22 protein-coding genes and 1 pseudogene are annotated in these 25,540 nt (G+C 71.3%); 8 read left to right on the top strand and 15 right to left on the bottom strand.

The genetic code is table 11. The annotated features are described in order from the left end of the window. Nucleotides 1-82: 82 nt before the first annotated feature. The gene (locus ACWF9Z_RS12720) at nucleotides 83-1,192 is read right to left on the bottom strand and encodes an alpha/beta hydrolase (RefSeq protein WP_453600951.1); all 1,110 of its coding nucleotides are present in this window, start codon (nucleotides 1,190-1,192) and stop codon (nucleotides 83-85) included. Between the two features lie 153 nt (nucleotides 1,193-1,345). Here ACWF9Z_RS12720 and ACWF9Z_RS12715 point away from each other — a divergent pair, with 153 nt between their 5' ends. The 6 genes from ACWF9Z_RS12715 to ACWF9Z_RS12690 all read left to right on the top strand — a co-directional run bounded on the left by ACWF9Z_RS12715 (nucleotide 1,346) and on the right by ACWF9Z_RS12690 (nucleotide 6,455). Next, nucleotides 1,346-3,199, top strand: a complete 1,854-nt coding sequence (locus tag ACWF9Z_RS12715; protein WP_453600948.1) for a phosphatidylglycerol lysyltransferase domain-containing protein — start codon at nucleotides 1,346-1,348, stop codon at nucleotides 3,197-3,199. A gap of 217 nt (nucleotides 3,200-3,416) precedes the next feature. Beyond that, complete coding sequence (gene folP, locus ACWF9Z_RS12710) at nucleotides 3,417-4,337, top strand: dihydropteroate synthase (protein ID WP_453600946.1); 921 nt, start codon at nucleotides 3,417-3,419, stop codon at nucleotides 4,335-4,337. Next, on the top strand, nucleotides 4,334-4,777 hold the full coding sequence (locus tag ACWF9Z_RS12705; protein ID WP_453600943.1) for a nuclear transport factor 2 family protein: 444 nt from the start codon (nucleotides 4,334-4,336) through the stop codon (nucleotides 4,775-4,777). Before folP ends, ACWF9Z_RS12705 begins: the two co-directional genes overlap by 4 nt. 131 nt (nucleotides 4,778-4,908) lie before the next feature. Beyond that, entirely contained in the window at nucleotides 4,909-5,268 is a 360-nt protein-coding gene (gene folB, locus ACWF9Z_RS12700) for a dihydroneopterin aldolase (protein WP_030010912.1), read from the top strand. An 8-nt stretch (nucleotides 5,269-5,276) separates the two neighbouring features. After that, nucleotides 5,277-5,873, top strand: a complete 597-nt coding sequence (gene folK, locus ACWF9Z_RS12695) for a 2-amino-4-hydroxy-6-hydroxymethyldihydropteridine diphosphokinase (RefSeq protein ID WP_453601101.1) — start codon at nucleotides 5,277-5,279, stop codon at nucleotides 5,871-5,873. 96 nt (nucleotides 5,874-5,969) lie between these two features. Continuing rightward, a complete protein-coding gene (locus ACWF9Z_RS12690) occupies nucleotides 5,970-6,455 on the top strand; it encodes a DUF3180 domain-containing protein (RefSeq protein WP_453600939.1) in 486 nt (161 codons plus the stop codon). Here the strand turns inward: ACWF9Z_RS12690 and ACWF9Z_RS12685 are convergent. The 7 genes from ACWF9Z_RS12685 to dacB form a co-directional block, all read right to left on the bottom strand. Beyond that, nucleotides 6,406-6,933, bottom strand: a complete 528-nt coding sequence (locus ACWF9Z_RS12685) for a hypothetical protein (protein ID WP_453600936.1) — start codon at nucleotides 6,931-6,933, stop codon at nucleotides 6,406-6,408. The two genes, ACWF9Z_RS12690 and ACWF9Z_RS12685, sit on opposite strands and share 50 nt — an antisense overlap. Before the next feature lie 4 nt (nucleotides 6,934-6,937). After that, the gene (folE, locus tag ACWF9Z_RS12680) at nucleotides 6,938-7,546 is read right to left on the bottom strand and encodes a GTP cyclohydrolase I FolE (protein WP_112449909.1); all 609 of its coding nucleotides are present in this window, start codon (nucleotides 7,544-7,546) and stop codon (nucleotides 6,938-6,940) included. 94 nt (nucleotides 7,547-7,640) lie between these two features. After that, nucleotides 7,641-9,674: an ATP-dependent zinc metalloprotease FtsH gene (ftsH, locus tag ACWF9Z_RS12675; RefSeq protein WP_453600933.1), complete on the bottom strand. Its 2,034-nt coding sequence runs from the start codon at nucleotides 9,672-9,674 to the stop codon at nucleotides 7,641-7,643. A 194-nt stretch (nucleotides 9,675-9,868) separates the two neighbouring features. After that, on the bottom strand, nucleotides 9,869-10,429 hold the full coding sequence (gene hpt / locus ACWF9Z_RS12670; RefSeq protein WP_030010907.1) for a hypoxanthine phosphoribosyltransferase: 561 nt from the start codon (nucleotides 10,427-10,429) through the stop codon (nucleotides 9,869-9,871). 66 nt (nucleotides 10,430-10,495) lie between these two features. Then, nucleotides 10,496-11,626, bottom strand: coding sequence for a tRNA lysidine(34) synthetase TilS (gene tilS / locus ACWF9Z_RS12665; protein WP_453600929.1), 1,131 nt, complete (start codon nucleotides 11,624-11,626; stop codon nucleotides 10,496-10,498). Nucleotides 11,627-12,021: 395 nt separating this feature from the next. Then, nucleotides 12,022-13,179, bottom strand: a complete 1,158-nt coding sequence (locus tag ACWF9Z_RS12660) for a zinc-dependent metalloprotease (protein WP_453600927.1) — start codon at nucleotides 13,177-13,179, stop codon at nucleotides 12,022-12,024. 53 nt (nucleotides 13,180-13,232) lie between these two features. Then, the gene (gene dacB, locus ACWF9Z_RS12655; RefSeq protein WP_453600925.1) at nucleotides 13,233-14,675 is read right to left on the bottom strand and encodes a D-alanyl-D-alanine carboxypeptidase/D-alanyl-D-alanine endopeptidase; all 1,443 of its coding nucleotides are present in this window, start codon (nucleotides 14,673-14,675) and stop codon (nucleotides 13,233-13,235) included. A 165-nt stretch (nucleotides 14,676-14,840) separates the two neighbouring features. Between dacB and ACWF9Z_RS12650 the strand changes: the two genes are divergently transcribed. Then, nucleotides 14,841-15,335, top strand: a complete 495-nt coding sequence (locus tag ACWF9Z_RS12650; protein ID WP_214947725.1) for an inorganic diphosphatase — start codon at nucleotides 14,841-14,843, stop codon at nucleotides 15,333-15,335. A 317-nt stretch (nucleotides 15,336-15,652) separates the two neighbouring features. Next, nucleotides 15,653-17,308: a threonine/serine ThrE exporter family protein gene (locus tag ACWF9Z_RS12645; protein WP_453600922.1), complete on the top strand. Its 1,656-nt coding sequence runs from the start codon at nucleotides 15,653-15,655 to the stop codon at nucleotides 17,306-17,308. Nucleotides 17,309-17,372: 64 nt separating this feature from the next. Here the strand turns inward: ACWF9Z_RS12645 and ACWF9Z_RS12640 are convergent, their stop codons facing one another. From ACWF9Z_RS12640 to ACWF9Z_RS12610, 7 genes and pseudogenes are all read right to left on the bottom strand, one after another. Beyond that, nucleotides 17,373-18,809: a serine hydrolase domain-containing protein gene (locus tag ACWF9Z_RS12640; protein WP_453600919.1), complete on the bottom strand. Its 1,437-nt coding sequence runs from the start codon at nucleotides 18,807-18,809 to the stop codon at nucleotides 17,373-17,375. 239 nt (nucleotides 18,810-19,048) lie between these two features. Next, nucleotides 19,049-19,717: pseudogene (locus ACWF9Z_RS12635) on the bottom strand (DedA family protein); the annotation flags it as partial. Nucleotides 19,718-19,848: 131 nt separating this feature from the next. Beyond that, on the bottom strand, nucleotides 19,849-20,607 hold the full coding sequence (locus ACWF9Z_RS12630) for a MerR family transcriptional regulator (protein ID WP_453600917.1): 759 nt from the start codon (nucleotides 20,605-20,607) through the stop codon (nucleotides 19,849-19,851). A gap of 73 nt (nucleotides 20,608-20,680) precedes the next feature. Then, nucleotides 20,681-21,295 (bottom strand): PadR family transcriptional regulator, encoded by a 615-nt coding sequence (locus ACWF9Z_RS12625; RefSeq protein WP_453600914.1) that lies wholly within the window; start codon nucleotides 21,293-21,295, stop codon nucleotides 20,681-20,683. 21 nt (nucleotides 21,296-21,316) lie between these two features. After that, complete coding sequence (locus tag ACWF9Z_RS12620) at nucleotides 21,317-21,829, bottom strand: DinB family protein (protein WP_453600912.1); 513 nt, start codon at nucleotides 21,827-21,829, stop codon at nucleotides 21,317-21,319. 82 nt (nucleotides 21,830-21,911) lie between these two features. Continuing rightward, a complete protein-coding gene (mrdA, locus tag ACWF9Z_RS12615) occupies nucleotides 21,912-23,987 on the bottom strand; it encodes a penicillin-binding protein 2 (RefSeq protein WP_453600909.1) in 2,076 nt (691 codons plus the stop codon). A gap of 60 nt (nucleotides 23,988-24,047) precedes the next feature. Then, nucleotides 24,048-25,505, bottom strand: a complete 1,458-nt coding sequence (locus tag ACWF9Z_RS12610; protein WP_453600907.1) for an aldehyde dehydrogenase family protein — start codon at nucleotides 25,503-25,505, stop codon at nucleotides 24,048-24,050. Nucleotides 25,506-25,540: the final 35 nt, after the last annotated feature.

Raw genomic sequence — 25,540 nt, 5'->3', positions numbered from 1 at the left:
CGGTCCCGGGCGGGGCGCGGGGGGTGCGGGGGCCCTCCCCCCGCCCCCCCCCCCCGCCCCTGTTCCGCTCCGCGCACCGGCCTCAGGCCTGGATGCGGCCGCTCATCCACACCAGCATCGGCGGGATCTCGCGGCGCCAGGTGTTGAAGTTGTGGCCACCGCTGTCGAGGATGATCGAGGAGACCCGGTCCGGGCCCTTGACCAGCTTGATGAACTTCTTCGTGTCCGCGAGGTTCGGCTCGCCCTTCTCGCTGCTGGTGACGAGGAAGGACGTACCGGTCGGCTTCTTCGCCTTGATGGACTCCAGCACGTTCGCGCGCGCCTTCAGCTGCGCGTCCCCGTGGAAGAGGTCGCCGGTCGTCGGGTCGTCGGCGGCCTCGTAGTACGCGGACAGACCCGCGGCGGCACCGAAGGTCTGCGGGTGGTGCGCGGCGATCTTCAGGGCGCAGTAACCGCCGGTGGAGTTGCCGATGAAGCCCAGGTTCTGCGGCTTCTTGCCCACCCGGAAGGTGCTCTGGATCGCCTGCGGGAGGTCCTGCGCGAAGAAGGTCTCGGTCTGGGGGCCGCCCGGTATGTCCACGCACTCGGTGTCGCGCGGGGGCGCCACCGTCGGGCGGAGCATGACCAGGATCATCGGCTTCATCTTGCCCGCCTTGGCCTGCTTGAAGGCCGTCATCGGGTAGTTCAGCCCTTTGATCAGGTTCTCGGCCGTTCCCGGGTAACCCGTGAGGATGATGGAGGCCGGGAAGTTCTGGTCCTTGTGCTGCGGCTGGAAGTACTCCGGCGGCAGCCACACGTACCCGGGACTCGTTATCTTCGACTTCTGGCCCGTTATGGCCACCTTCAGGATCTGACCGCCGACCTGCGGCTTGGCGCCGCCGGGCACGTCCAGCTTCTGCTTGTCGACGACCTTGATGTCCTCGCTGCTCATCCCGCGGTCGACGACCTTGCCGATCGCGGTCTCCTGGCCGAGGAGGTCGGCCCAGGAACCGTAGAAGAGGAACGACTTGTTCGCCGCGAGTCCCACCGCCGAGAACAGCGCCAGCTGTGTTGCCAGGAGGAGGCCGACGCGGCCGACGACCGCGCGCCAGGAGCGGTCCGAGAGCTTCGGCCACAGCCACACCGTGGCCGCGAAGAGCAGCACACCGGCGATGATGGCCAACGCCAGAACCGTATTACTGGTGAGACCCATGAGCAGTCAGTCGACTTTCTATGGCAGGACTAGTTTTTTTCTCGACGGATGAGTGAACCCGCTCCCCCTCGATGTCGTCCTAGGGGACGCACCACATACCGGAGGCTGTCGCGGCCTTCGGCCACATGATCTCTCGCGGAGCAACGGGAAGCGATGTCTAGCAGGATAGATGGCGATAAGTCGGGGCAGGTTCCGAAGCGGGTCGGCCGAATCCTCCGGGGCCCACGAGCGGAGGCCGTCCCCGGCCTGGTGGGCACGGCGGTCAGCGTCGTCGGCCTGCTGGACATCGCGGCGGGTGTCTTCCCGCGTTTCAGGCACAGCCGCATCCATGCCGTGACCGAGGTGCTGCCGGGCTCCTTCGGGCCCTTCGCCGCGGCCCTGGCGCTCAGCGCGGGCGTCCTGCTCCTGCTGCTCGCCCACGGACTCAAGCGCCGCAAGCGGCGCGCCTGGCGGGCGTCGGTGGTGCTGCTGCCCGCCGGCGCCGTCGCGCAGTTCACGTACCGCCACTCCATCATCGGGGTGGTGATCGCGGCGGTGCTCCTGGTCCTCCTGGTGCGCCATCAGAGTGAATTCAAGGCGCTCCCGGACCCGCGCAGCCGCTGGAAGGCGCTCGCGAACTTCGTGCTGATGAGCGCGGGCTCCATCGGGCTCGGACTGGTCATCGTCAACTCGCACCCCGGCCGCGTCGTCGGCAATCCGGGTGTTTACGAGCAGATCAGTCACGTCGTCTACGGGCTCTTCGGCTTCGAGGGTCCCGTCGACTACGCGGGCCGGGTGTCCTGGACCGTCGGCTACTCGCTCGGCGCCCTCGGCATGCTGACCGCGGTCACCACCATCTACCTCGCCTTCCGCCCCGAGCACCCGGCCGCCCGGCTCACCGCCGACGACGAGGGCAAGCTGCGCGAGCTGCTCGCCAAGCACGGCGGCCGCGACTCGCTCGGCCACTTCGCGCTCCGCCGCGACAAGGCCGTCGTCTTCTCGCCCAGCGGCAAGGCCGCGGTCACCTACCGCGTCGTGTCCGGCGTGATGCTCGCCTCCGGCGACCCGGTCGGCGACGTCGAGGCCTGGCCCGGCGCCATCGAGCGGTTCATGGAGGAGGCCAAGGCCCACTCCTGGACCCCCGCCGTCATGGGCTGCAGCGAGACCGGCGGCGAGGTCTGGACCCGCGAGACCGGACTCGACGCCCTCGAGCTCGGCGACGAGGCGATCGTCGACGTCAAAGACTTCTCCCTCTCCGGGCGGGCGATGCGCAATGTCCGCCAGATGGTGAAGCGCATCGAGCGCAACGGCTACACCACGCGGGTCCGCCGGGTCAGCGAGCTGACCGGCGCCGAGCTGGAGCAGGTGCGGGGCGCGGCCGAGGCCTGGCGCGGCACCGACACCGAGCGCGGTTTCTCCATGGCCCTCGGCCGGGTCGGCGACCCCGGCGACGGTGACTGCTACATCGCCACCGCGCACCGCGTCGAGGAGGGCGACACCTCCCCCTTCGGCGACCTGAAGGCCGTCCTGCACTTCGTGCCGTGGGGCAAGGACGGCATGTCGCTGGAGCTGATGCGCCGCGACCGCGCCGCCGACCCCGGCATGAACGAGCTGCTGATCGTCGCCTCCCTGGAGGCCTGCCCGGCGCTCGGCATCGAGAAGGTCTCGCTGAACTTCGCGATGTTCCGCTCGGCCCTGGCGCGCGGCGAGAAGATCGGCGCCGGCCCGGTGCTGCGGATGTGGCGCAGCCTGCTGGTGTTCCTCTCGCGCTGGTTCCAGATCGAGTCGCTGTACAAGTTCAACGCGAAGTTCCGCCCTCGCTGGGAGCCCCGCTTCGTGGTCTTCCGCACCACCCGCGACCTCCCCCGCATCGGCTTCGCCGCGATGCAGGCCGAGGGCTTCGTCACGCTGGCCCTGCCCCGTCTCTTCGCCAGCCGCCGCCGTCCCAAGCCGGTCCGCACCTGCACGCACCACCACACCACGCACACGGTGCCGGCCCCGGCGGAGCGCGAGATCCAGGTGGCGTGAGCCGCCTCCGGGCCACGGCCCGGCCCGCCCGCCCGCTGCCCGCCCGCCCGCTGCCGTCCGCCCGCTGCCCAGGGGCGGCGGCGCGGGCGGCGGCCGTTGCGGCCGCTCCGCCGGCGACCCTCCCGGCGGCCCGTGCCGAGGTCCTTCCCATGGCCCTTCCCGAGGTCCTTCAGGCCACCCGAGCAGCGGTCATGGCCACGGCCCATACCCTGGACGTATGAACACCAAGCGCGCGGCAGCCGACAGGGGCCAGGTCACAGGGCTGCCGGAGTGGGACCGCTGCGGGGTCATGGGCGTCGTCAACGTCACGCCCGACTCCTTCTCCGACGGCGGCCGCTGGTTCGACACCACCGCAGCCGTCAAGCGCGGTCTCGACCTCGTCGCCCAGGGCGCCGACCTGGTGGACGTCGGCGGTGAGTCCACCCGCCCCGGCGCCTCCCGCGTCGACGAGGAGGAGGAACTGCGCCGCGTCGTCCCCGTCGTGCGGGGCCTGGCCTCCGAGGGCGTCGCCGTCTCCGTGGACACCATGCGCGCCTCCGTCGCCGCCCAGGCGGTCGCCGCCGGCGCGGTCCTGGTCAACGACGTCAGCGGCGGCCTCGCCGACCCCGGGATGATCCCCGCGGTCGCCGCGGCCCAGGTGCCGTTCGTCGTCATGCACTGGCGCGGCTTCAGCGACGGCATGAACAGCCTCGCCGTCTACGAGGACGTCCTCGCCGAGGTCACCGCCGAGCTGCGGACCCGTATCGACGCGGTCGTGTCCGGCGGGATCGCCCCCGAGCGGATCCTCGTCGACCCCGGTCTGGGCTTCGCCAAGAACGCCGAGCACGACCTGGCCCTGGTCGCCCACCTCCCCGAGCTCCGCGCGCTCGGCTTCCCGCTGCTGGTCGCCGCCTCGAGGAAGCGTTTCCTCGGCCGGGTGCTGGCCGGCGCCGACGACGCCTCCCCGCCGCCCGCCCGCGAACGCGACGCCGCCACCGCGGCCGTCACCGCGATAGCCGCCCAGCAGGGCGCCTGGGCGGTGCGGGTCCACGAGGTACGGGCGAGCGCCGACGCGGTTCGGGTGGCCCGCGCGGTGGAAGGGGCATGGCGGGGCACCCGTATCCGCAGCACCCGCAGCACCGAGGAAGGGACAAGGTGAGCCGTACCGACATCGAAGCCGTCGAAGAGGTCAACACGGCCTTCTACGAGGCCATGGAGCAGGGGGACTTCGACGCACTGTCGGCGCTCTGGCTCGAGGACGAGATCTCCTGCGTGCACCCGGGCTGGCCGGTCCTCTCGGGACGCGGCGAGGTCCTGCGCTCGTACGCGCTGATCATGTCCCACACCGAGTACATCCAGTTCTTCCTCACCGACACCAAGGTCGCGGTCATCGGCGACACCGCCCTGGTGACGTGCACGGAGAACATCCTCAGCGGCGGACCCGCCGAGGACGGCGGAGAACTGGGCCCGCTCGTCGGCCAGCTCGTCGTCGCCACGAATGTGTTCCGACGCACACCGGAGGGCTGGCGGCTCTGGTCGCACCACGGTTCTCCCGTCCTCACGGACTCCGACGAGGACGACGAGGAGGAGTCCTCCTGACCCCTCCGTCGGGGCCCGGAGCCTTTCGCAGGTAAATTCGAAGCTGGACGACGCCGACCGCACTCGGCCTAGGCCCATGGATCCGGGGAGTCCCGGACCGGAAGCACCTACGAAAAGCAGGAGTGATTCGCGTGGATCGTGTCGCGCTGCGCGGCCTCAAGGCTCGCGGGCACCACGGCGTCTTCCCCCGGGAACGCGAGGAAGGCCAGACCTTCATCGTCGACCTGGTGCTCCACCTCGACACCCGTCCCGCGGCGGCCGGGGACGACCTGGCTAAGACCGTGCACTACGGGGTAGTGGCGGAAGAAGTCGTCGACGTGGTCCAAGGCGAGCCGGTCGACCTGATCGAGACGCTCGCCGAGCGGATCGCCCAGCAGTGCCTCAAGCACGAGGCGGTCGCCCAGGTGGAGGTCGTCGTCCACAAGCCGGACGCGCCCATCACCGTCCCCTTCGACGACGTGACCATCACGATCACCCGGAGCCGCGCGTGAACAACGGAATGAACGCCCAGAGCGACCCCACCGTCCAGCCCGTCCCGGCTTCCGTCCTCGAGGCCGTCGACGCGGCGGACGTGACCCTGTCCAACCCCAAGTGGGCCGTCGTCGCGCTCGGCGCGAACCTGGGCAACCGGCTGGAGACCCTGCAGGGTGCCATCGACGCCCTCGGCGACACGCCCGGCCTGCGGGTCAAGGCCGTCTCCCCCGTCTACGAGACCGAGCCGTGGGGCGTGGAGCCCGGTTCGCAGCCCTCGTACCTCAACGCCGTCCTCGCGGTGAAGACCACCCTGCCGCCCAGCTCCCTCCTGGAGCGCGGCCAGGCCATCGAGGAAGCCTTCGACCGCGTCCGCGAGGAGCGCTGGGGGCCCCGCACCATCGACGTCGACATCGTCTCCTACGCCGACGTGGTCTCCGCCGACCCCGTGCTCACCCTCCCGCACCCGCGCGCCCACCAGCGCGCCTTCGTGCTGGCCCCCTGGCTCGACATCGACCCCGAAGCGCAGATCCCGGGCCTCGGGCCCGTCGCCGCGCTGCTGGACGGCGTGGGCCTCGCGGGCGTCGCGCCGCGTCCGGATCTGGAACTGCGCCTCCCCGAGTAGTCCGCCCCCGCCGGGGCGGGCCCGGTGACCGCCTCCCCTGGGGGCGGTCGAAGACTTAAGATCACCGGGTACGCACACAGAGCGGGGAGCAGGCACGTGAAGCAACTGAGGCCGGCTGTCCTGGCGGGCATCTTCGTGGTCGCCGGGGTGCTGTCCTGGGCCGGCGCCCGGCTGTGGGACTCCTACGGTTCGCTGCCGGGCGTCCCGCTGGCCGCGCCGATCGTGCTCGGCGTCATCGCCGTGGTCCTGCTGGCGACGGCCCTGTCCCTGCGCGCCCGCCTGAAGGCCCAGCGCGAGCGGGTGCCGGGCGCCAAGGGCGTGGAGCCGCTGATGGCGGCCCGCGCGGTGGTCTTCGGCCAGGCCAGTGCCCTGGTCGCGGCCCTGGTCGCGGGCGCCTACGGCGGGGTCGGGGTCTTCCTGCTGACCACCGCGCTGGACGTCCCGGCCCGCCGCGAACAGGCCTGGTACGCCGGATTCTCGGTCCTGGCGGGCGCGGCGGTCATCGCCGCCGCGCTCTTCCTGGAACACGTCCTCAAGCTCCCGGACGACGAGGACCCCGCCAAGGCCACCGCCAAGGCCTGAGCCCACGCATCCTGAGGCCGGGCCCGGGCGGCCCGGCCTCAGGCGTGTCCGGGCCGGCCATCGGGTGGCGGGGCCCGAGCCACTCCCAGAGCCGCAGCGGCGCCGGCCCCCGGTCCTCCCAGTCACAGAACTGCAGGTCGAACATGGCGCCGCGGCCCGCGAGGACGGTCACCTCGCCGTCGTAGCCGCCCTGCGCGTTGACGAGGGAGGCGCCGGCGACCGAGTCCACGTTCTGTTCCATCGGCACGCGCGCCACGGCGTCCGTGTCCACGCTCAGGAACACGCACGGACACGAGCAGTCGCTCTTCAGCATCGTCGTGTGCGGTATCTGCGCCCGAAATCCCCGCTGCGCGTCCGAATCCCCGTCGAACAACAGCTCCAGGGTCCGCCGGACGTCCTCGCTCAGCGGCTCCCAGACGTCCCGCGCGGCCCCGTCGGACGCGGCCGAAGGCCCGCCCGCGCCCTCCCCCGCGTCCACCCCGTCAGCGGGCCATGATGAGGCTCATCGCCTCGTTGCGGGTCGCGGGGTCGCGCAGCTGGCCGCGGACGGCCGAGGTGATGGTCTTCGCGCCGGGCTTGCGGACGCCGCGCATGGTCATGCACATGTGCTCGCACTCGATGACCACGATGACGCCGCGCGGGTCCAGGATCTCCATGACGGACTCGGCGATCTGCGTGGTCAGGCGTTCCTGTACCTGGGGGCGGCGGGCGAACACGTCCACGAGGCGGGCCAGCTTCGAGAGGCCGGTGATCTTGCCGTCGACGGACGGGATGTACCCGACGTGCGCCACACCGTGGAAGGGCACCAGGTGATGTTCACAGGTGCTCATGACCTCGATGTCCTTCACCAGGACCATCTCGTCGTGACCCAGGTCGAACGTCGTCGTCAGCACGTCCTCCGGCTTCTGGTACAGGCCGGCGAATATCTCCTTGTACGCGCGCGCCACACGGCCCGGGGTCGCCAGCAGGCCCTCGCGGTCGGGGTCCTCGCCGACCGCGATCAGGAGCTCGCGGACGGCCGCCTCGGCGCGCTTCTCGTCGAACTCGCCGATCGTGCCCTCGCCACCGGTCAGGGTCACTGGGTCGGTCATTACTTCCTCGTTCCTGTGTTCGCTCGCGCGCAGACGAAAGTGCCGCGCCCCCCAGGCTAGAACCTGGGGGGCGCGGCATCCATTCCGGGAGGGATCAGGCCTCCGGACGCTCCTCCGGGGAGGGCTCCGGGGCCTTTTCCACCGAGACGGCCGGCGCGGACGCCGCCGAGGTCCCGTTCGCCGAGTTCGTCAGCTGGAGCTCCTTGGGAGAGAGCACCGGCGGACGGGTCGACGGGGTGCGGTGCGAGGAGCCGGTCCACGCCGGACGGGCCGGGCGCTTCACGATCGTCGAGAAGACCTCGGCGATCTGCTCCTTGTTGAGCGTCTCCTTCTCCAGCAGCGCGAGAACGAGGTTGTCGAGCACGTCGCGGTTCTCGACCAGGATTTCCCAGGCCTCGTTGTGCGCCGTCTCGATGAGCTTCTTGACCTCTTCGTCGACCAGCGCGGCGACCTCTTCCGAGTAGTCCCGCGGGTGCGACATCTCGCGGCCCAGGAACGGCTCGGTGTTGTCTCCGCCGAACTTGATCGCGCCGAGGCGCTCGGTCATGCCGTACTGCGTGACCATCGCGCGGGCCGTTGCCGTGGCCTTCTCGATGTCGTTCGCCGCGCCGGTGGTCGGGTCGTGGAAGACCAGTTCCTCGGCCGCGCGCCCGCCCAGCATGTACGCCAGCTGGTCGAGCATCTCGTTGCGCGTGGTCGAGTACCTGTCCTCGTCCGGCAGGACCATGGTGTAGCCCAGGGCCCGGCCGCGGGACAGGATCGTGATCTTGTGGACCGGGTCGGAGTTCGGGGAAGCCGCCGCGACCAGGGCGTGTCCGCCCTCGTGGTACGCGGTGATCTTCTTCTCCCGGTCCGACATGATCCGGGTCCGCTTCTGCGGACCCGCCACGACGCGGTCGATCGCCTCGTCCAGCGAGTGGTTGTCGATCAGCTTCCCGTCCGAGCGGGCCGTGAGCAGCGCGGCCTCGTTCAGGACGTTGGCGAGATCGGCACCCGTGAAGCCGGGCGTACGACGGGCGACAGCGCCCAGGTCGACGTCCGGGGCGACCGGCTTGCCCTTCTGGTGGACCTTGAGGATCTCCAGACGGCCCTGCATGTCCGGACGGTCGACCGCGATCTGGCGGTCGAAGCGGCCGGGGCGCAGGAGGGCCGGGTCGAGGATGTCCGGACGGTTCGTGGCGGCGATCAGGATGACGCCGCCCTTCACGTCGAAGCCGTCCATCTCGACCAGCAGCTGGTTGAGGGTCTGCTCGCGCTCGTCGTGACCGCCGCCGAGACCCGCACCGCGGTGCCGGCCGACGGCGTCGATCTCGTCGACGAAGACGATCGCCGGGGCGTTGGCCTTGGCCTGCTCGAACAGGTCACGGACACGCGAGGCACCGACACCGACGAACATCTCGACGAAGTCGGAACCGGAGATCGAGTAGAAGGGGACACCGGCCTCGCCCGCGACGGCACGCGCGAGCAGGGTCTTTCCGGTGCCGGGCGGGCCGTACAGCAGCACGCCCTTGGGGATCTTGGCGCCGACGGCCTGGAACTTCGCCGGCTCCTGGAGGAACTCCTTGATCTCGTGGAGCTCCTCGACGGCCTCGTCCGAGCCCGCGACATCCGCGAACGTCGTCTTCGGGGTGTCCTTGGTGATGAGCTTGGCCTTGGACTTCCCGAAGTTCATCACCCGGGACCCGCCGCCCTGCATCTGATTCATCAGGAACAGGAAGACGACGACGATGAGGACGAACGGCAGCAGCGAGAGCAGCACGCTCAGGAACGGGCTCGTCTTGTCCGGCGTGACGGAGTATCCGTCAGGGATCTGACCGGCTTCGTACTTGGTCTGGAGGTTCTGGGCGAGCTGTACGCCCTGGTCCCCGATGTAGTTGGCCTGGAACTTGGTGCCGTCGTTGTCGCCGAGCTTCTGGTCCTTCTTCAGCTCGATCTTGATCATCTGGCTGTCACCGGTGGTCAGCTTGGCGCTGTCCACCTGGCCACTGTTGATCGCCTTGATGACCTCGCTGGTCTCCACCGACTTGTAGCCGCCGCCGGAGCCGACGACGTTCATCAACACGACCACGGCGAGGACGGCCAGCACGATCCACATGACCGGCCCACGGAAGTATCGCTTCACGTCCATCCATACGGGGCGCTAGGCACCCCGTCCCTCCTGCCCGTAGGTAAATGCTGCTGTGAGCAAAGACTGTTCTTCGGAATGTACCCCTGTATTGTCACCCGCTGCCTCATGGGGCGGCTGACGGACCCGCCTTTCCATGCTCCAACGGCGGGAATCGTTCCAGGGTTCCCCTGCCCGGAGGTTTCGTCCGGGCGGGTTCAGCCGCCGTAGACGTGCGGCGCGAGCGTGCCGACGAACGGCAGGTTGCGGTACTTCTCCGCGTAGTCGAGGCCGTAGCCCACGACGAACTCGTTGGGGATGTCGAAGCCGACCCACTTCACGTCGATCGCGACCTTCGCGGCCTCGGGCTTGCGCAGCAGCGTGACGACCTCCAGGGAGGCCGGCTGGCGCGAGCCCAGGTTCGACAGCAGCCAGGACAGCGTCAGGCCCGAGTCGATGATGTCCTCGACGATCAGGACGTGCTTGTCCTTGATGTCGGTGTCCAGGTCCTTGAGGATCCGCACCACGCCGGAGGACTGGGTCCCGGCGCCGTACGAGGACACCGCCATCCAGTCCATGGTGAGCGGGGTGGACAAGGCGCGCGCCAGGTCCGCCATCACCATCACCGCGCCCTTGAGGACGCCGACGATGAGCAGGTCCTTGCCCGCGTACTCCGCGTCGATCTTCGCGGCCAGCTCGGCCAGCTTCGCGTCGATCTCTTCCTTGGTGATGAGCACCGACTGGAGGTCGTTGCCCATGTCCTTCTCGTCCACCCGCATCACTTTCGTTGTCGGCCGGGGCTCCGGGGGGTGACCCCGGAGGACTCAGCCGTGTTTCAGCACCAATCAGCCCTGCCGGATGACCAGTCTGCCACCCTGCCGCTGGGCCTCGACCCGGCCGGGCAGGTTGATGGCGCCCTGACCGCGCCATCCGGTGATGAGCCGGTCGACTTCCTCGATGTGGCGGGCGAAGAGGGAGCCTGCGGGAGAACCGGCCGCGACGACCGCCCGGCGCAGCACCCGGCGGCGGACGGCCGGGGGCAGCGCGTACAGCTTGGCGCACTCGAGCCGGCCGTCCTCGTCGCGCACGCCGTTCTCCGCCTCGGCGGCCCAGGCGTCCAGGGCGTCGGCGTCGTCGCGGGAGAGCTGGGCGGTGCGGGCGAGCGCCTCCACGACCCCCTTGCCGAGCGCCTTCTCCAGGGCGGGCAGCCCCTCGTGGCGCAGCCGGGAGCGGGTGTAGGCGGGGTCGATGTTGTGCGGGTCGTCCCAGACGGCGAGGGACTGGACCATGCAGGCCTTGCGGGCGGTCTGCCGGTCGACCTGGAGGAAGGGGCGCCGGTAGCGGTGGCGGCGGCCGGAGCCTCCGGGGCCTCCGGAGACTTCGGGCATTCCGGAGAGCGAGCGGATGCCGGAGCCGCGGGCGAGGCCCAGCAGGACGGTTTCCGCTTGGTCGTCCCGGGTGTGGCCGAGCAGCACGGCGGCGGCGCCGAGCCGGTCGGCGGCCTCGTCCAGGGCCGCGTAGCGGGCGTCGCGGGCCGCGGCTTCGGGGCCGCCGTCCCGGCCGACGCGCACGGCGACGGACTCGACCGGGTCGAGGCGCAGCGCGGTCATGCGGGTGAGCACCTCGGCCGCGCGCTGGGCCGAGCCGTCCTGGAGCCCGTGGTCCACGGTGATGCCGCCGGCCCGGATGCCGAGTTTGGGGGCCTCGAAGGCGAGGGCGGAGGCGAGCGCCATGGAGTCGGCGCCACCGGAGCAGGCGACGAGGACGAGCGGCGCGCTGTCGGGGAGGGCGGGCCGGTCGGGGGCCCCCGGGTCGCCGAGGGGTCCGGAGGTGCCGGGGGTGCGGCCGGGACGGCCGACACGGGGAGCGGGTGCGTGCGCGGGACGGTCGGTGAGGTCGGTGAGGTCGGTGAGGACGTCGTGGAGTGCGCGGCGGACCGCCAGGCGTATCGCCGCGACCGCAGGATGGGGACCCATGTCCGGTGCCCTTCGGTGGAGTTCGGATGCCTCTGAGGCGCCTCGGAGGCGTTGGAGAGGGTGGTGCGCTCGGGGTGCTGTCCGGCCACCCCCGCGGACGGGGGCGGTCACTCAGAGTGCGATGATGGTGACAGAACCGAGCCGTTCCCCGAGCATCGCACGCGCTTCCACGCCCCACGGTCCCTCGGACGGGTGATGCTGTTTACCCCAGAGGGACAACTTCACGCCTCTCCGGCCACTTCTCTCGGGTCGGTTCTCCCGGGTCCCGTCCTTCCCATCAGGCCTCCCGCCGCGCGCCGCGCGCCGCGGCGCTCTCGCGTCCCGGTTCCCTCCGTCCCTGCCGTCGCGGCCGCCGTCGCGCCCGCCGTCACGCCGTCCCGCCCGCCCGCCCGCCGTCACGCTTCCTCGCGGACCTCTTCGCTCTGCTCGCCGCCCTTGCGGTGGATCCGGGCCACCCAGTCCGCCGGGTTGGCGATCTCGGCCTTGGTGGGGAGGGTGTTCGGGGAGGTCCAGACCCGGTTGAAGCCGTCCATGCCGACCTGGCCGACGACGGCGCTCACGAAGCGCTCGCCGTCGCGGTACTGGCGCAGCTTCGCGTCGAGGCCGAGGAGCCGGCGCAGGGCCGCGTCGAGGCGGCCCGCGCCGCTGGCCCGGCGCTGCTGGAACTTCTCGCGGATCTCCGCGACCGAGGGCACCACGTCCGGTCCGACCCCGTCCATGACGAAGTCGGCGTGTCCCTCCAGCAGGGACATGACGGCGGTGAGCCGGGCCAGCACCTCGCGCTGTTCGGGGGTCTGGACGAGCTCGACCAGCGAGCGGCCCTCGTCGCCCCGCTCGGCGTCGGGGCGGGCCCCTGCGAAGGACTGGGCGGCCTCGCGCAGCCGCTCCAGCACGGTCATCGGGTCCATCTCGGTGGCACCGAGGAACGTCTGGATTTCGCCCTCGATGTGCTCGCGAAGCCACGGGACGGCCGTGAACTGGGTACGGTGCGTCTCCTCGTGCAGGCAGACCCAGAGCCGGAAGTCGTGCGGGTCCACCTCCAGCTCCCTTTCGACGTGCACGATGTTCGGCGCGACGAGCAGCAGCCGGCCGCCACCCGAGGCCGAGCCCGGCAGGTCGGGGCCCGCGGGCGCGAAGGTCTCGTACTGGCCGAGCACGCGGGAGGCCAGGAAGCTGAGCAGCATGCCCAGCTCGACGCCGGTGACCTTGCCGCCGACCGCGCCGAGGAAGGCGGCTCCGGGGGCGTCGGCGCGGCGGTCCTGCATCTTGCCGAGCAGCGGCGCCAGGAGTTCGCGGAAGCCGGCCACGTTGGCCTTGACCCAGCCGGCCCGGTCCACGACGAGGACGGGGGTGTCGGGCGGGGTCACGCCCTGCGGCATCATCCGGGTGAACGCGCGCACGTGCCGTTCGGAGGTCTTGGCGTGCCTGCGCAGCTCCGCGACGACGGCCCGCGCCTCGTCCCGGCTGATCTCCGGGCCGGGCCGTACCAGCCGGGTCGCGGTCGCCACCGCGAGGTTCCAGTCGACCATCTCCGCTCCACCGATGCTCGTCATGCGTCAACCGTACGTGGACCGGCGCGCGGGCGGATCCCCTTGGGCCTGTCGGCCTACGAAGCGGTGGCCACCGCCGCCGCGAGCTTGTCGAGGCCCTTCTCGGCGGCGCCCGGGTCGGGGGCGTTCGCGGTCAGGAACGCGAAGGCCAGCAGGCGTCCGGAGGGGTCGACGACGGTGCCGGCGAGGGAGTTCACGCCCGTCAGGGTGCCCGTCTTGGCCCGGAGCAGGCCGGCCGCCGGGGAGACGCCGGCGTTGCGGCCGCGGAGGGTTCCGGTGAATCCGGCGACGGGCAGTCCGGTGAGGACGGGCCGCAGTTCAGGCCGCTGCGGATCGGCGGCCTTGACGAGCAGGGCCGTCAGGAGCCCGGCGCTGACCTTGTCGGCGCGGTTCAGGCCGCTGCCGTCGGCGAACCGGGAACCGGCGGTGTCGATGCCGAGCGAGGCGAGCTTGGCGCCGACGGCCTTCTCGGCCCCTTCGAAGCTCGCGGGCTGCGCCGAGGCGAGGGCGGTGTGGCGGGCCAGCGCCTCGGCGATGTCGTTGTCGCTGTTGGTCAGCATCCGTTCGACGAGCCCGGCGAGCGGGGTCGACAGGGTGACGGCGAGCGGGGCCGCTCCGGCCGGCGCCTTGGCCTTGGCGGGCTCGCCGGTGACCTTGACCCCGCGTTCGGCGAGGAGGGCGGCGAAGGCGCGGGCGGTGTCCTTGGAGGGGTCGTCGCCGCGCCGGACGGGCCCCGAGAAGGATTCGTCGGTGCGGCCCTCGTCGGCCGTCAGGGCCGTGACCGGGGCGATGTTGTCGTTGGCGCCGATCGGGTGGCGGGCCGGGCCGGTGTAGAGGGTGTCGTCGTAGCCGAGGACGACGGAGTCGGTGCCGGCGGCCTTGAGGGCCTGGGCGGTGTCGGCGGCGAGCGCGACGAGGCTGCCGCCGGAGCCCGCGGGGGCCTTCTTCTTGGCGGTGAGCGAGGGGTCGCCGCCGCCGACCAGGACGATCGACCCGGCCCCGGCGCCGGGCGTCACGGTCGTCGGGATCCGGTGGTCGGGCCCGAGGGAGGCCAGCGCGGCCGCGGCGGTGGCGATCTTGATGGTGGAGGCGGGGGTCATCGCCTCGTGGGCCCCGGCCTCGTAGAGGACCTGTCCGGTGGCGGTGTCGATCACCGAAGCCGCGCGGACGGTCCCGAGCGCGGAGTCCGCGAGCAGCGGCCGCAGCGCGGCGCCGAGGGCTCCGGAGCCGCCCGTCCCGGCCTGCTCGCCGGTGCCCGCTCCGGCGGCTCGGACGCCGGCGAGCACTCCGGGGGCGCTGGGCGCGGCCTGCGGAGCTCCGCGGACCCCGCCCTCACCGTGATCTGCGCCACCCGTACGGCCCCAGGAGGCGGCCTCGTCCCGCTCGGCCTTACGCTGGCCGGAGTCCCACGGACCCGCGGCGGCAACCGTCACGGCCGACAGGGCGAGGCCGGCGACGGCCGACACCGCGATGAGCTGCCACGTCTTGACCAATGGCACCTCGGACCAGCCCCTTTCGCGATCACACATATGCGTGAGGGACACTTAACCACTGCGTCTTGCCGCGAGCATGGCACCCCACCCGGCAGGGCTGGGCGGGACGCGCACGCAGGCGCATCGGACGCAGTCTCGAAAGCAATGAAGCTGATCATGGAGGAGCAGGACGTGGAGTTCGACGTCACCATCGAGATCCCCAAGGGTTCGCGGAACAAGTACGAGGTCGACCACGAGACCGGCCGGATCCGCCTGGACCGTCGCCTCTTCACCTCGACCAGCTACCCGGCCGACTACGGCTTCGTCGAGAACACCCTCGGCGAGGACGGCGACCCGCTGGACGCGCTGGTCATCCTTGACGAGCCGACCTTCCCGGGCTGCCTGATCAAGTGCCGCGCGATCGGCATGTTCAACATGACGGACGAGGCGGGCGGCGACGCCAAGCTGCTCTGCGTGCCGGCCTCCGACCCGCGTGTGGAGCACCTGCGCGACATCCACCACGTGTCCGAGTTCGACCGCCTGGAGATCCAGCACTTCTTCGAGGTCTACAAGGACCTGGAGCCGGGCAAGTCGGTCGAGGGCGCGAACTGGGTCGGCCGCACCGAGGCCGAGGCCGAGATCGAGGCCTCGTACAAGCGCCTTGAGGCGCAGGGCGGCCACCACTGACCTCCGGGTCGGTGACGGGTGAGCGGGTCCTCCCGCCACCCCCGTGACACCACGCGGGCGGTACCCCTTCGGGGGTGCCGCCCGCTGTCGTGCCCGGGTGCGGACCGGCGGGCGGGGTAGGCGGCCGGAGCCGGAGCCATGGGCCCGCGCCGGACGGATGCGGGACCGGGGACGGGACCGGGCGGCCGGGCCGAGGGCGGGCCGGCGCCGGACCGAGGCCCGGCCGAGGGCGGGCCGGTGCGGGACCGAGGGCGGTTTCGCCGTGGACGAAATGGTTCCGCATACTGATCACGGGCTGGCCGGGGACTGGAGGACGCGTGGCGGAGGGCGAAGCATCCGGGACCGAGGACCGGAAGCCGAAGTCGGACGAGGCGCACAGCGCGTTCGCCGTGCCCGAGGGGGTCGGGCTGGAGCCCGAGGCCACCGAGGAGGACCAGCCGACCTCGGAGTTCTCCGTCCCCGACGGGTTCGCCTCCGTGGCCGCGGAGCCCGGGGAGGGTTCCGCCTTCGCCACCCCGCACACCTACAGCGCCGCGCAGTCCCCGCAGGCCTATGTCGGTCCCGGGTTCCCCGTCACCCGGATGAAGGACTCCCTCTGGCAGGACCGGATGCGCACCATGCTGCGCATGCCGGTGGACGTCCGGCCGGTCCCCGAGCCCACGCAGAAGTCCGGCGTCGAGACCGGGCCCGCCGTGGGCCGCGTGCTCGACCTGACGCTGCGCATCGGCGAGCTGCTGCTCGCGGGCGGCGAGGGCGCCGAGGACGTGGAGGCCGCGATGTTCGCGGTGGCCCGCAGCTACGGGCTGGACCGCTGTGAGCCGACGGTCACCTTCACGCTGCTGTCGATCAGCTACCAGCGCTCCCTGGTGGACGACCCGGTCTCGGCGAACCGCACCGTCCGCCGCCGGGGCACCGACTACACCCGGCTCTCGGCCGTGTTCCGCCTCGTCAACGACATCAGCGCGCACGAGATCGACATGTCGCTGGAGGACGCCTACCGCCGGCTCGCCGAGATCCGCCGCAACCGGCACCCGTACCCCGGCTGGATGCTCACCGCGGCCGCGGGGCTGCTCGCGGGGGCGGCCTCCACCCTGGTCGGCGGCGGGGTGCTCGTCTTCTTCGCGGCTGCACTCGGCGCGGTCCTCGGCGACCGGCTGGCGTGGTTCTGCGCCGGGCGCGGGCTGCCGGAGTTCTACCAGTTCGTGGTCGCGGCGATGCCGCCGGCCGCGATGGGCGTGGCCCTGAAGCTCGCCGAGCCCGACCTGCGTTCCTCCGCCGTGATCACCGGCGGGCTGTTCGCGCTGCTGCCGGGCCGGGCCCTGGTCGCGGCCGTCCAGGACGGCCTGACCGGCTACTACATCACCGCCTCCGCCCGGCTCCTGGAGGTCATGTACTTCTTCATCGGCATCATCATGGGCGTCCTGGTGGTGCTCTACGTCGGCCTGCAGTTCGGCTCCTCGCCCCAGCCGGAGGACGTCCTCCAGATCACCCAGCGGCCGGCGCTGCAGATCGCCGCCTCGATCGTGCTGGTGTTCACGTTCGCGATCCTGCTCCAGCAGGAACGTTCCACCGTGTGGATCGTGGCGCTGAACGGCGGGGTCGCCTGGACGGTCTTCGGAGCCCTGCACTACGCCGGGGAGATCCCGGCGGTGCCGTCCACCGCCGTCGCCGCCGGGCTGGTCGGCCTCTTCGGGCAGCTCCTCTCCCGGCACCGGATCTCCTCGGCCCTGCCCTTCGTCACGGCGGCCATCGGCCCGCTGCTGCCAGGCTCGGCCACGTACTACGGGCTGCTGCTGATCGCCGAGAACCGGCTGAACGAGGGTCTGGCCTCGCTGACCAACGCCGCGGCCATCGCGCTCGCCATCGCCATCGGCGTCAACCTCGGCTCCGAGATGTCCCGCCTGTTCATGCGGATCCCGGGGGCGGCGAGCGCCGCCAAGCGCCGCGCGGCGAAGCGCACCCGGGGCTTCTAGGCCACCCTGGGCCGCCTGGGCTGCCTGGAGCTCCCCGGGGGCCCGGGGCCTCCGGACGTCCCGGTCAGCCGCCGCCCTGATCGTCGGAGTCGGTGACGGTCGGGAAGGAGGCGCCCGCGTAGACCTGGTCGAGGACCGTGGGGAGCAGGGCCATGGCCGTGGCCTTCGCGTCGAGCGAGACGGTCAGGTTCGTCCAGACGACCAGGGTCACGTCGTTGTCCGGGTCGTGGCCGATGAAGGAGTTGAACCCGGGGAGCTCGCCGCCGTGGAAGTACATCGCGGCCTGCGGGGTGAAGCGCTGGTAGGCGATGGCGTAGCCGTACTTCTGGGCCTCGGGCGCGGCCGGGTTCTGGGCCCGCGGGCTGTGCAGCCACTGCTGCTGGGCGGCGGGGCCGAGGACCTTGCCCGTCACGAGCGCCTTGATCCAGGTGGCCATGTCGTCCGCGGTGGAGACGGCTCCGCCGGCGGCGGTGGCGTAGGAGGGGTTCTGGTGGGTGTAGTCCAGCGGCTCGAGCTTCCCCGTGCGGGCCGCGGCCCGCACGTCCGCGGGGTACGGCTCGTCGGTCATGGCGTGGGCGGTGCCTCCGTACATGTAGCCGTGCGCGGACGGGGCGGGCAGGGAGGTGTCGTGGATCCCGGGCAGGGAGGTGCCGGAGAGCCCCAGCGGGGTCAGCAGCCGGTCCCTGAACTGCTGGGCCAGCGGACGGCCGCCGGCCTTCTCCGCGACCAGGCCCAGCAGCACGTAGTTGGTGTTGTCGTACGCGTACTCCGCGCCGGGGGCAGCGTCCGGCGGGTGGCGGAACGCGATGGCCAGGACCTCCTGCGGGGTCCACGCCTTGCCCGGGTCGGCGTCCAGGGCGGCCGAGAACTCGGGCGCGTCGGTGTAGTTGTACAGCCCGCTGCGCATCTCCAGCAGCTGCGCGATCGTGATCCGCGCCCCGTTGGGCACCCCGGGGACGTAGTCGGACACGGGGTCGGTGAGGCGGATCCTGCCGTCCTGGACGAGGAGCTGGATCAGCGCCGAGGTCATGGTCTTGGTGTTGGAGGCGATCCGGAAGTGGTCGGCGGTGCCGGGAGGCCGGTCCTTGCCGAGTTCCGCGGTGCCGGTGACCGCGCGGAAGGTGCCCTGCGGGGTGCGGAGCAGCACCACCGTGCCGGGCACCATCAGTTTCTTCGCCGCGGCGTCCACGGCGGACTGCAGCGCGGCCGGATCGATGTGCTTCAGGGCCGGCCCGGGCGACGGATCCGACGGGGTCGGGTCCGGGGTGGCGGCTCCGGCCGCCGCGAGGGGCGCGGCCGAGGCGAGGGGCGCGGCCATCGCGGCGGGGGCCGCCAGGGGGATCCCGCAGACCGCGAGCAGCAGGGCCGTGCCCGACGCCAGGACGGCCGACCGTGCCGCGGCGCGGCGGGCCCGGGTGGGGGTGCGGGTCGGGGTGCGGGTCGGGGCGGCGTCAGCGGCTGCTGCCGCTGCCGCTGCCGCGTCGGCGCGGAAGGTCCTCATGCCGCATCACACCTCGGGCTCGGCGGTCGGACACCGCGGCGAGGGGGGCGAGGGGGCGGTGGAGTACCGCGGCACGGAAGATGTTAAATAGTGAACAATGTCCCATTTTAGCAGTGCGGGCCCCACCTGCACGGCGGGGCCCGCACGGCACCGCCGGCCGGCGAGAACGGCACGAGCCGAAAGGGGCGGCCTAGCGCTTCGCGTGGCTAGCGCTTCGCGTGGCGGCCGCTGCGCTGGCCCGGGGACTGCGGGTCGTCACCGGAGGCGGACGGCCCGCCGGCCTCGCCGGCGGCCTTCTTCTCCTTGCGGGACTTCATCACCTCGAAGATCACCGGGATGACGGAGATCAGGACGATGCCGATGAAGATCGGCTCGACGTTCTTCTTGATCAGCTCGAACTGGCCGAGCTGGTAGCCCAGGACCGTGACGCCCGCACCCCACAGGACGCCGCCGATGACGTTGAACATCAGGAAGGTGCGGTACTTCATCGCGGTCGCGCCCGCGACCATCGGCGCGAAGGTCCGGATGATCGGCACGAAGCGCGCGAGCACGATGGCCTTGGGGCCGTGCTTCTCCATGAAGTCGTGCGCCGCGTCGAGGTTCTCGCGCTTGAAGAGCTTGGAATTCGGCTTGTTGAAGATCTTCGGACCGAAGACCTTGCCGATCATGTAACCGACCTGGTCACCGAGGATCGCGGCGCCCACGATCAGGGTGCAGACCAGCCACAGGGGCTGCTCGATGGTGCCGCTCGCGACGAACAGGCCCGCCGTGAAGAGCAGGGAGTCGCCGGGCAGGAACGCGAAGAGACCCGATTCGGCGAAGACGATGACCAGGATGCCGATCAGGCCGAATTGCCCGATCAGGTACTCCGGGGAGATCCACTCAGGGCCGAGCGCAAGCGTGTTCACGAGTTCCGGGTTCTCCTGGATCAGGGGGTGTCGGCGGTGCGGACGCACAGGGCGGCGGTTCCAAGTATGAACGCACACGGCCCCCGCCCGGTTCCAGACCCGGAGGGGGGCCGCCCCCGTGCGCGGGCGCCCTACGCCTTGCGGACCGCGTTCGCCATGATCGCGTCGCGCACGAACACCGCCAGGCCCGGCCGGACGGCCTCGTAGAAGGCCGTGAACCGCTCGTCCGCGACGTACATCTCGCCGAGGGAGACGTGGATCTCGTAGGTGCAGAAGTAGTAGCTCGCGTTGATCCAGCCGCGGTGCTCCTCGGCGAGGTCCATGGCCTCCTCCGACTCCGGGTCCGCCCCCGCGTCCAGCAGGGCGGCCAGCCGCCGGTTGATGTCCTCGGCCCGCCCCATGATCCGCTGCCAGTCGGCCTTCGTGTACGAGGCCGTCCGGCGGGCCGACTCCTTGTACGCGTCCGTGCCGCCCCAGCGGCGCTCCGCCTCCTCCGCGTGCTCGTCGGGGTCGAAGTCCCCGAAGACCTCGAACCTCTCCTCGGGTGTGAGGTTGATGCCCATCGTGTTCGCCTCCATGGCGTGCTCAACGGCCCTGGCCATCCGCTGGAGCCGGTCGATCCGGTCGGACAGGAGGGCGTGCTGCCGGCGCAGGTGCTCCCTCGGGTCCGATTCCGGGTCGTCCAGCAGGACCGCGACCTCTTCGAGCGGGAAGCCGAGCTCTCGGTAGAACAGGATCCGCTGCAGCCGGTCGAGGTCGGCGTCCTCGTACCGCCGGTGTCCCGCGGGGCTGCGGCCGCTCGGGGAGAGCAGCCCGATCTCGTCGTAGTGGTGCAGGGCGCGCACCGTGACTCCGGCGAATCCGGCGACCTGGCCCACGGAGTGGCTCATCTCTTCCCGCTCCTCTTCCTTGGGTACGCACCCCACCCTGAGCCCTCACGCCACGTGAGGTGCAAGCCCGGACTCAGCCGGACCCGGGAGGCTCGGAGGCCGCCAGAACCCCCTCGAAGGAATCGCCCGGCTCGTCCGCGAAGGAGTACGCCCCGGCCTCGATCCGGTCGATGAGCCCCCGGGTCCACTCCGCTTCCGCGTCGGCCGCGGAGATCCAGCGGTGCATGATCTCGCCGATGTGGCCCAGCGGCTCGATGCCGCCCTCGGGGACGTAGTGGCCGGTGACGGTCGCGCGCCAGGCGGCGAGGCCGCCCAGGCGTTCGCGCAGCAGCGCGAGGGCGTCCGCGCGGGGGAGGTCGACCATGAAGCCGAGGGCCGAGGTGAGGACGTCGGCCTTCTGGTCGGAGGCGGACAGGGCCTCGCGGAGCAGCGTGAAGTACTCCGCGAGGCCCGCCTCCGTCAGCTCGTACTCGGTCCGCGGCGGGCCGCCCGCCACGGACGGGGCGACCTCGTGGGCCAGCAGCACGCCTTGCTTCGCCATCTGCTTGAGCGCGTGGTAGATCGACCCGGGCTTGGTGTTCGACCACTCGTGGGCGCCCCAGTACTCGAGGTCGGCCCGGACCTGGTAGCCGTGGGCCCGTCCGTGGCGGCGGACGGCGCCGAGGACGAGAAGGCGGATCGCTGACATGCGGCCAGGCTACTGACCGGCCTAGCCCATGGCGCGGCTGCCGTCGAGGGATTCGCGGATGATGTCCGCGTGGCCCGCGTGGCGGGCGAACTCCTCCACCAGGTGCAGGAGCATCCAGCGCAGCGAGACCTTGGCGTCCTTCGGGAACCAGGGCGCCTCCGGGAGCGGGAAGGTCAGGTCGAGGCTGGGGGCGGCCGCGATGAACTCCGCCGTCTCCCGGGCGACCCCGTCCCAGAAGGCCAGGACGCCGGGGATGGTCTCGCCCTCCCCCAGCCGGAAGCCCTCGCTCCAGCTGTCCCCCGCGCGGGCCCGCTCGTTGGGCCGCTGCTGGGCCAGCCGCAGCCAGTTCAGCTCGACCTCCGCCACGTGCTTGGCCAGCCCGGACAGCGAGAGCTCGCTGACGCTGGGGCGGCTCGCGGCCTGCTCCTCGCTCAGCCCCTCCAGCGCTTCGCGGACCGCCGTGCGCTGGGCCTCGACGAAGGCGAGGAGCGTGCCGCGCTCGTCACCGGGGACCTCCGTGGAAACCTGAGCCATGACCTGACCACCTTCTGTTTCGGTGCCGCTCCTGCTGACGGGAACGACATTACGGAGCCTTGCGGTCAACTTCTGTCCGCGATCACGGGCCTTCTTGCCGTGCCGCAGGGAGTTCGGTCTGCGGTTTCGGAAGCAGGGCCTTCGACAGGTCCTGGTTGCCCTTCTCGTCCAGGCCGTACATCGCCTCGTAGATGTTGCGGACGGCCGGCCCGGAGGCTCCGGAGCCGGTGCCTCCCTGGGAGATCGTCATCACGATCGCGTAGTCCTCGGTGTAGGAGGCGAACCACGAGGTGGTCTGCTTGCCCTGGACCTCGGCCGTACCGGTCTTCGCGTGCATCGGGATCTTCTTCTGCGGCCAGCCGCCGAAGCGCCAGGCCGCGCTGCCGGTGGTGGCCACGTCGGCCAGGGCGCCGTCGATGTTGTCGCGCAGCTTCGCGTCCATCGGCAGCTTGCCCTGCTCCTTCGGCGCGATCTCCTGCACCGAGGTGCCGTCGGCGCTGACCACGGCCTTGCCGACGCTGGGCTGGTGGAGCGTGCCCCCGTTGGCGATGGCGGCGTAGACCGACGCCATCTGGATCGGGGTGACGAGGGTGTCGCCCTGCCCGATCGAGTAGTTGATCGCGTCGCCCTCGCGCAGCTGGTTGCCCTGGCGGCAGTTCTCGTAGGCGATCTTCTCGGCGAAGGAGCCGTCCTTCTTGCCGTCGCGGCACCAGGCGGCCTTGTTCGCCTCGAAGAAGTCCTTCTTCCACTGGCGGTCGGGGACCCGGCCGGCGACCTCGCTGGGCAGGTCGATGCCGGTGGGCTTGCCGAGGCCGAACTCGTGGGCGGTCTTGAGGAAGAAGTCGCCGGGCTGCGCCTTGGGCTTGATCCCGCCGTCCTTCTTCCACTCCTTGTCCGCGATGGCGTAGTAGACGGTGTCGCAGGAGACTTCCAGGGCCTTGCCGATGGTGATGTCGCCGTAGCCCTGGGACTCGAAGTTGGTGAAGACCTGGCTGCCGACGGAGTACGAGCTCGGGCAGCCGTAGCGGCCGTTGAAGGGGTAGCCGGCGTTGACCGCCGCCGTCGAGGAGACCACCTTGAAGATCGAGCCGGGGGCCGCCTGGCCCTGGATGGCCCGGTTCAGCAGCGGGTAGTTCGACTCCTTGTCGGTGAGGGAGGCGTAGTCCTTCGCGGAGATGCCGCCGACCCAGGCGTTCGGGTCGTACGTCGGGTTCGACGCCATGGCCACGACCCGGCCCGTCTTGGCCTCCATGACCACGACGGCGCCCGAGTCGGCCTCGTAGTTGCGGTGCGTGTTCTTGTCGTACCCCTTGCGGGCCTCGATCATCGCGTCGTTCAGCTCGCGCTCGGCGACCGCCTGCACGCGCGAGTCGATCGAGGTCACGATGTTCGCGCCGGGCTGCGCCTTGTCGCTCACGCCCTCGCCGATGACCCGGCCGAGGTTGTCCACCTCGTAGCGGGTGATGCCCGCCTTGCCGCGGAGCTCCTTGTCGTAGGTGCGCTCCAGGCCGCTGCGGCCCACCTGGTCGGAGCGCAGGTAGGGGGAGTCGGAGTTCTTCGCCTTGGAGATCTCCCCGTCGGTCACCGGGGAGAGGTAGCCGAGCACCTGGGAGGTGTTGGCTCCGTCGGGGCCGGCGTAGCGGCGCAGGGCGGTCGGCTCGGCGGTGATGCCGGGGAAGCGCTCGGCGTGTTCCCGTATCTCCAGGACCTGCTCGGTGGTCGCCTCGTCGGTGATGGGGATCGGCTGGTACGGGGAACCGTTCCAGCAGGGCTTGGGGGTCTTGGCGTCGCACAGCCGGACCCCGTTGACCACGTCCTCGGGCGGCAGGCCCAGCACCCCGGCGAGGTGGGTCAGCACCTCTTTGCCGCGGTCCTTCATCTTCGAGAGCTCGGTGCGGCTGGCGGAGACCACCATGCGGGTCTCGTTGTCGGCGAGCGGGACCCCGCGGGAGTCGAGGATCTCACCGCGCACGGCGGGCTGGACCACCTGCTGGGTGTTGTTGTTCTTCGCCTCGTCCGTGTACTCCTGGCCGTTGCGGATCTGCAGGTACCACAGGCGTCCGCCGAGCGTGAGCAGCAGCGAGAACACCACGATCTGGATCATGACGAGCCGGTTCTGGACCCGGGGTGTGCGCCCGGTCTCCGGTATGTTGCTCAACTCGGCTCTCCCCGGGACGCGTCCTCGCCTGACCCGCCCGAGTCTAGGTCGCCCGCCCGCCTAGAACGGGAAGTGGGTCCGGCCGCGCTGCACGGAGATCCATTTCTGGGTGGTGAAGGCCTCGATCGTGGCTTCCCCGTTGAGCCGTCCCAGGCCCGATTCCTTCTCCCCGCCGAACGCGGCCAGCGGCTCGTCGCCGATGGTGGAGCCGTTGACGTGGATCATCCCGGTCTCGATGCGCTGGGCGAAGCGGACCCCGCGCTCGATGTCGCGCGTGTGGACGGCGCCACTGAGCCCGTAGGGGGTCGCGTTGGTGAGCCGGACGGCCTCGTCCTCGCCGTCGAAGAGGACGAGGAGCGCGACGGGGCCGAAGATCTCCTGGCCGAGCAGCGGGGAGTCCTCGGGGAGCCCGGCCAGCACGGTCGGCTCGACCAGGTTGCCGCGCGTAGAACCCCGGACGAGGGCCTGTGCCCCGGCGTCCACGGCCCGGTCGACGAGCGCGGTGAGGGCGTCGGCCTGCGAGGCGTTGATCAGGGGGCCGATCTGGGTGTCGGCCGCGTGCGGGTCGCCGGTCCGCAGCCCGCGCACGCGGGCGGTGAACTTCGCGGTGAACTCCTCGGCGACGGAGACGTCGACCAGGATCCGGTTGGCCGCCATGCAGACCTGGCCCTGGTAGACGAAGCGGCTGAAGACGGCCGCGTCCACCGCGTAGTCGAGGTCGGCGTCGTCGAGGACGACGAGCGCGCTGTTGCCGCTGAGGTTCAGGACGGTCCGCTTGAAGTGGCGGGCGGCGACCGCCCCGACGTGCCGGCCGACCCGGTCGGAGCCCGCGAAGGAGATGACCTTGGGGACGGGGTGGGTCAGGAGCGCGTCGCCTATCTCGGCGATGTCGGTGACGAGGACGTTGAGCAGGCCGGCCGGGAGGCCGGCGTCCTCGAAGATCTTGGCTATGAGCCCGCCGCCGACCACCGGCGCGTTCTGGTTCGGCTTGATGACGACGGCGTTGCCGAGCGCGAGCGCCGGCGCGACCGACTTGAGCGTGACGAGGAGGGGGAAGTTGAAGGGGGTGATGACGGCGACGACCCCGACGGGCAGCCGCTGGACCCGGTTCTCCTTGCCCTCGACCGGGGAGGGCAGGATGCGGCCCTCGGGGCGGACGGCCAGCTGCATGGCCTCGCGGACGAACTCCATCGCCAGGCGGACCTCGTACTCGGCCTTGGGACGGGTCCCGCCGAGCTCGTCGATCATCGCCTCGACGATCTCCTTCTCGCGCTCCTCGGTGATCCGCAGGACGCGTTCCAGCACGGCGCGTCTGGAGTAAGGGCTGGTGGCGGCCCATTCCTTCTGGGCGCGCTCGGCGGCGCGGTAGGCCCGGTCGACCTGCTCGACCGTCGCCACGGTGATGGCCGCCAGCTTCTCCCCGTTGTACGGGTTGACGTCGATGATGTCCCACGAACCGGCACCGGCCAGCCATGCGCCGTCGATGTACTGGTGAGCCAGGTCGTCGAATATGGACATGCCATCCCTTACTGCGAGCGCGCGTCCTTAGCGCT

Source organism: Streptomyces sp. NPDC054961 (assembly GCF_053609145.1).
The sequence above is the reverse complement of the archived record's forward strand: the minus strand, read 5'-3'. Positions and strand labels throughout refer to the sequence as shown.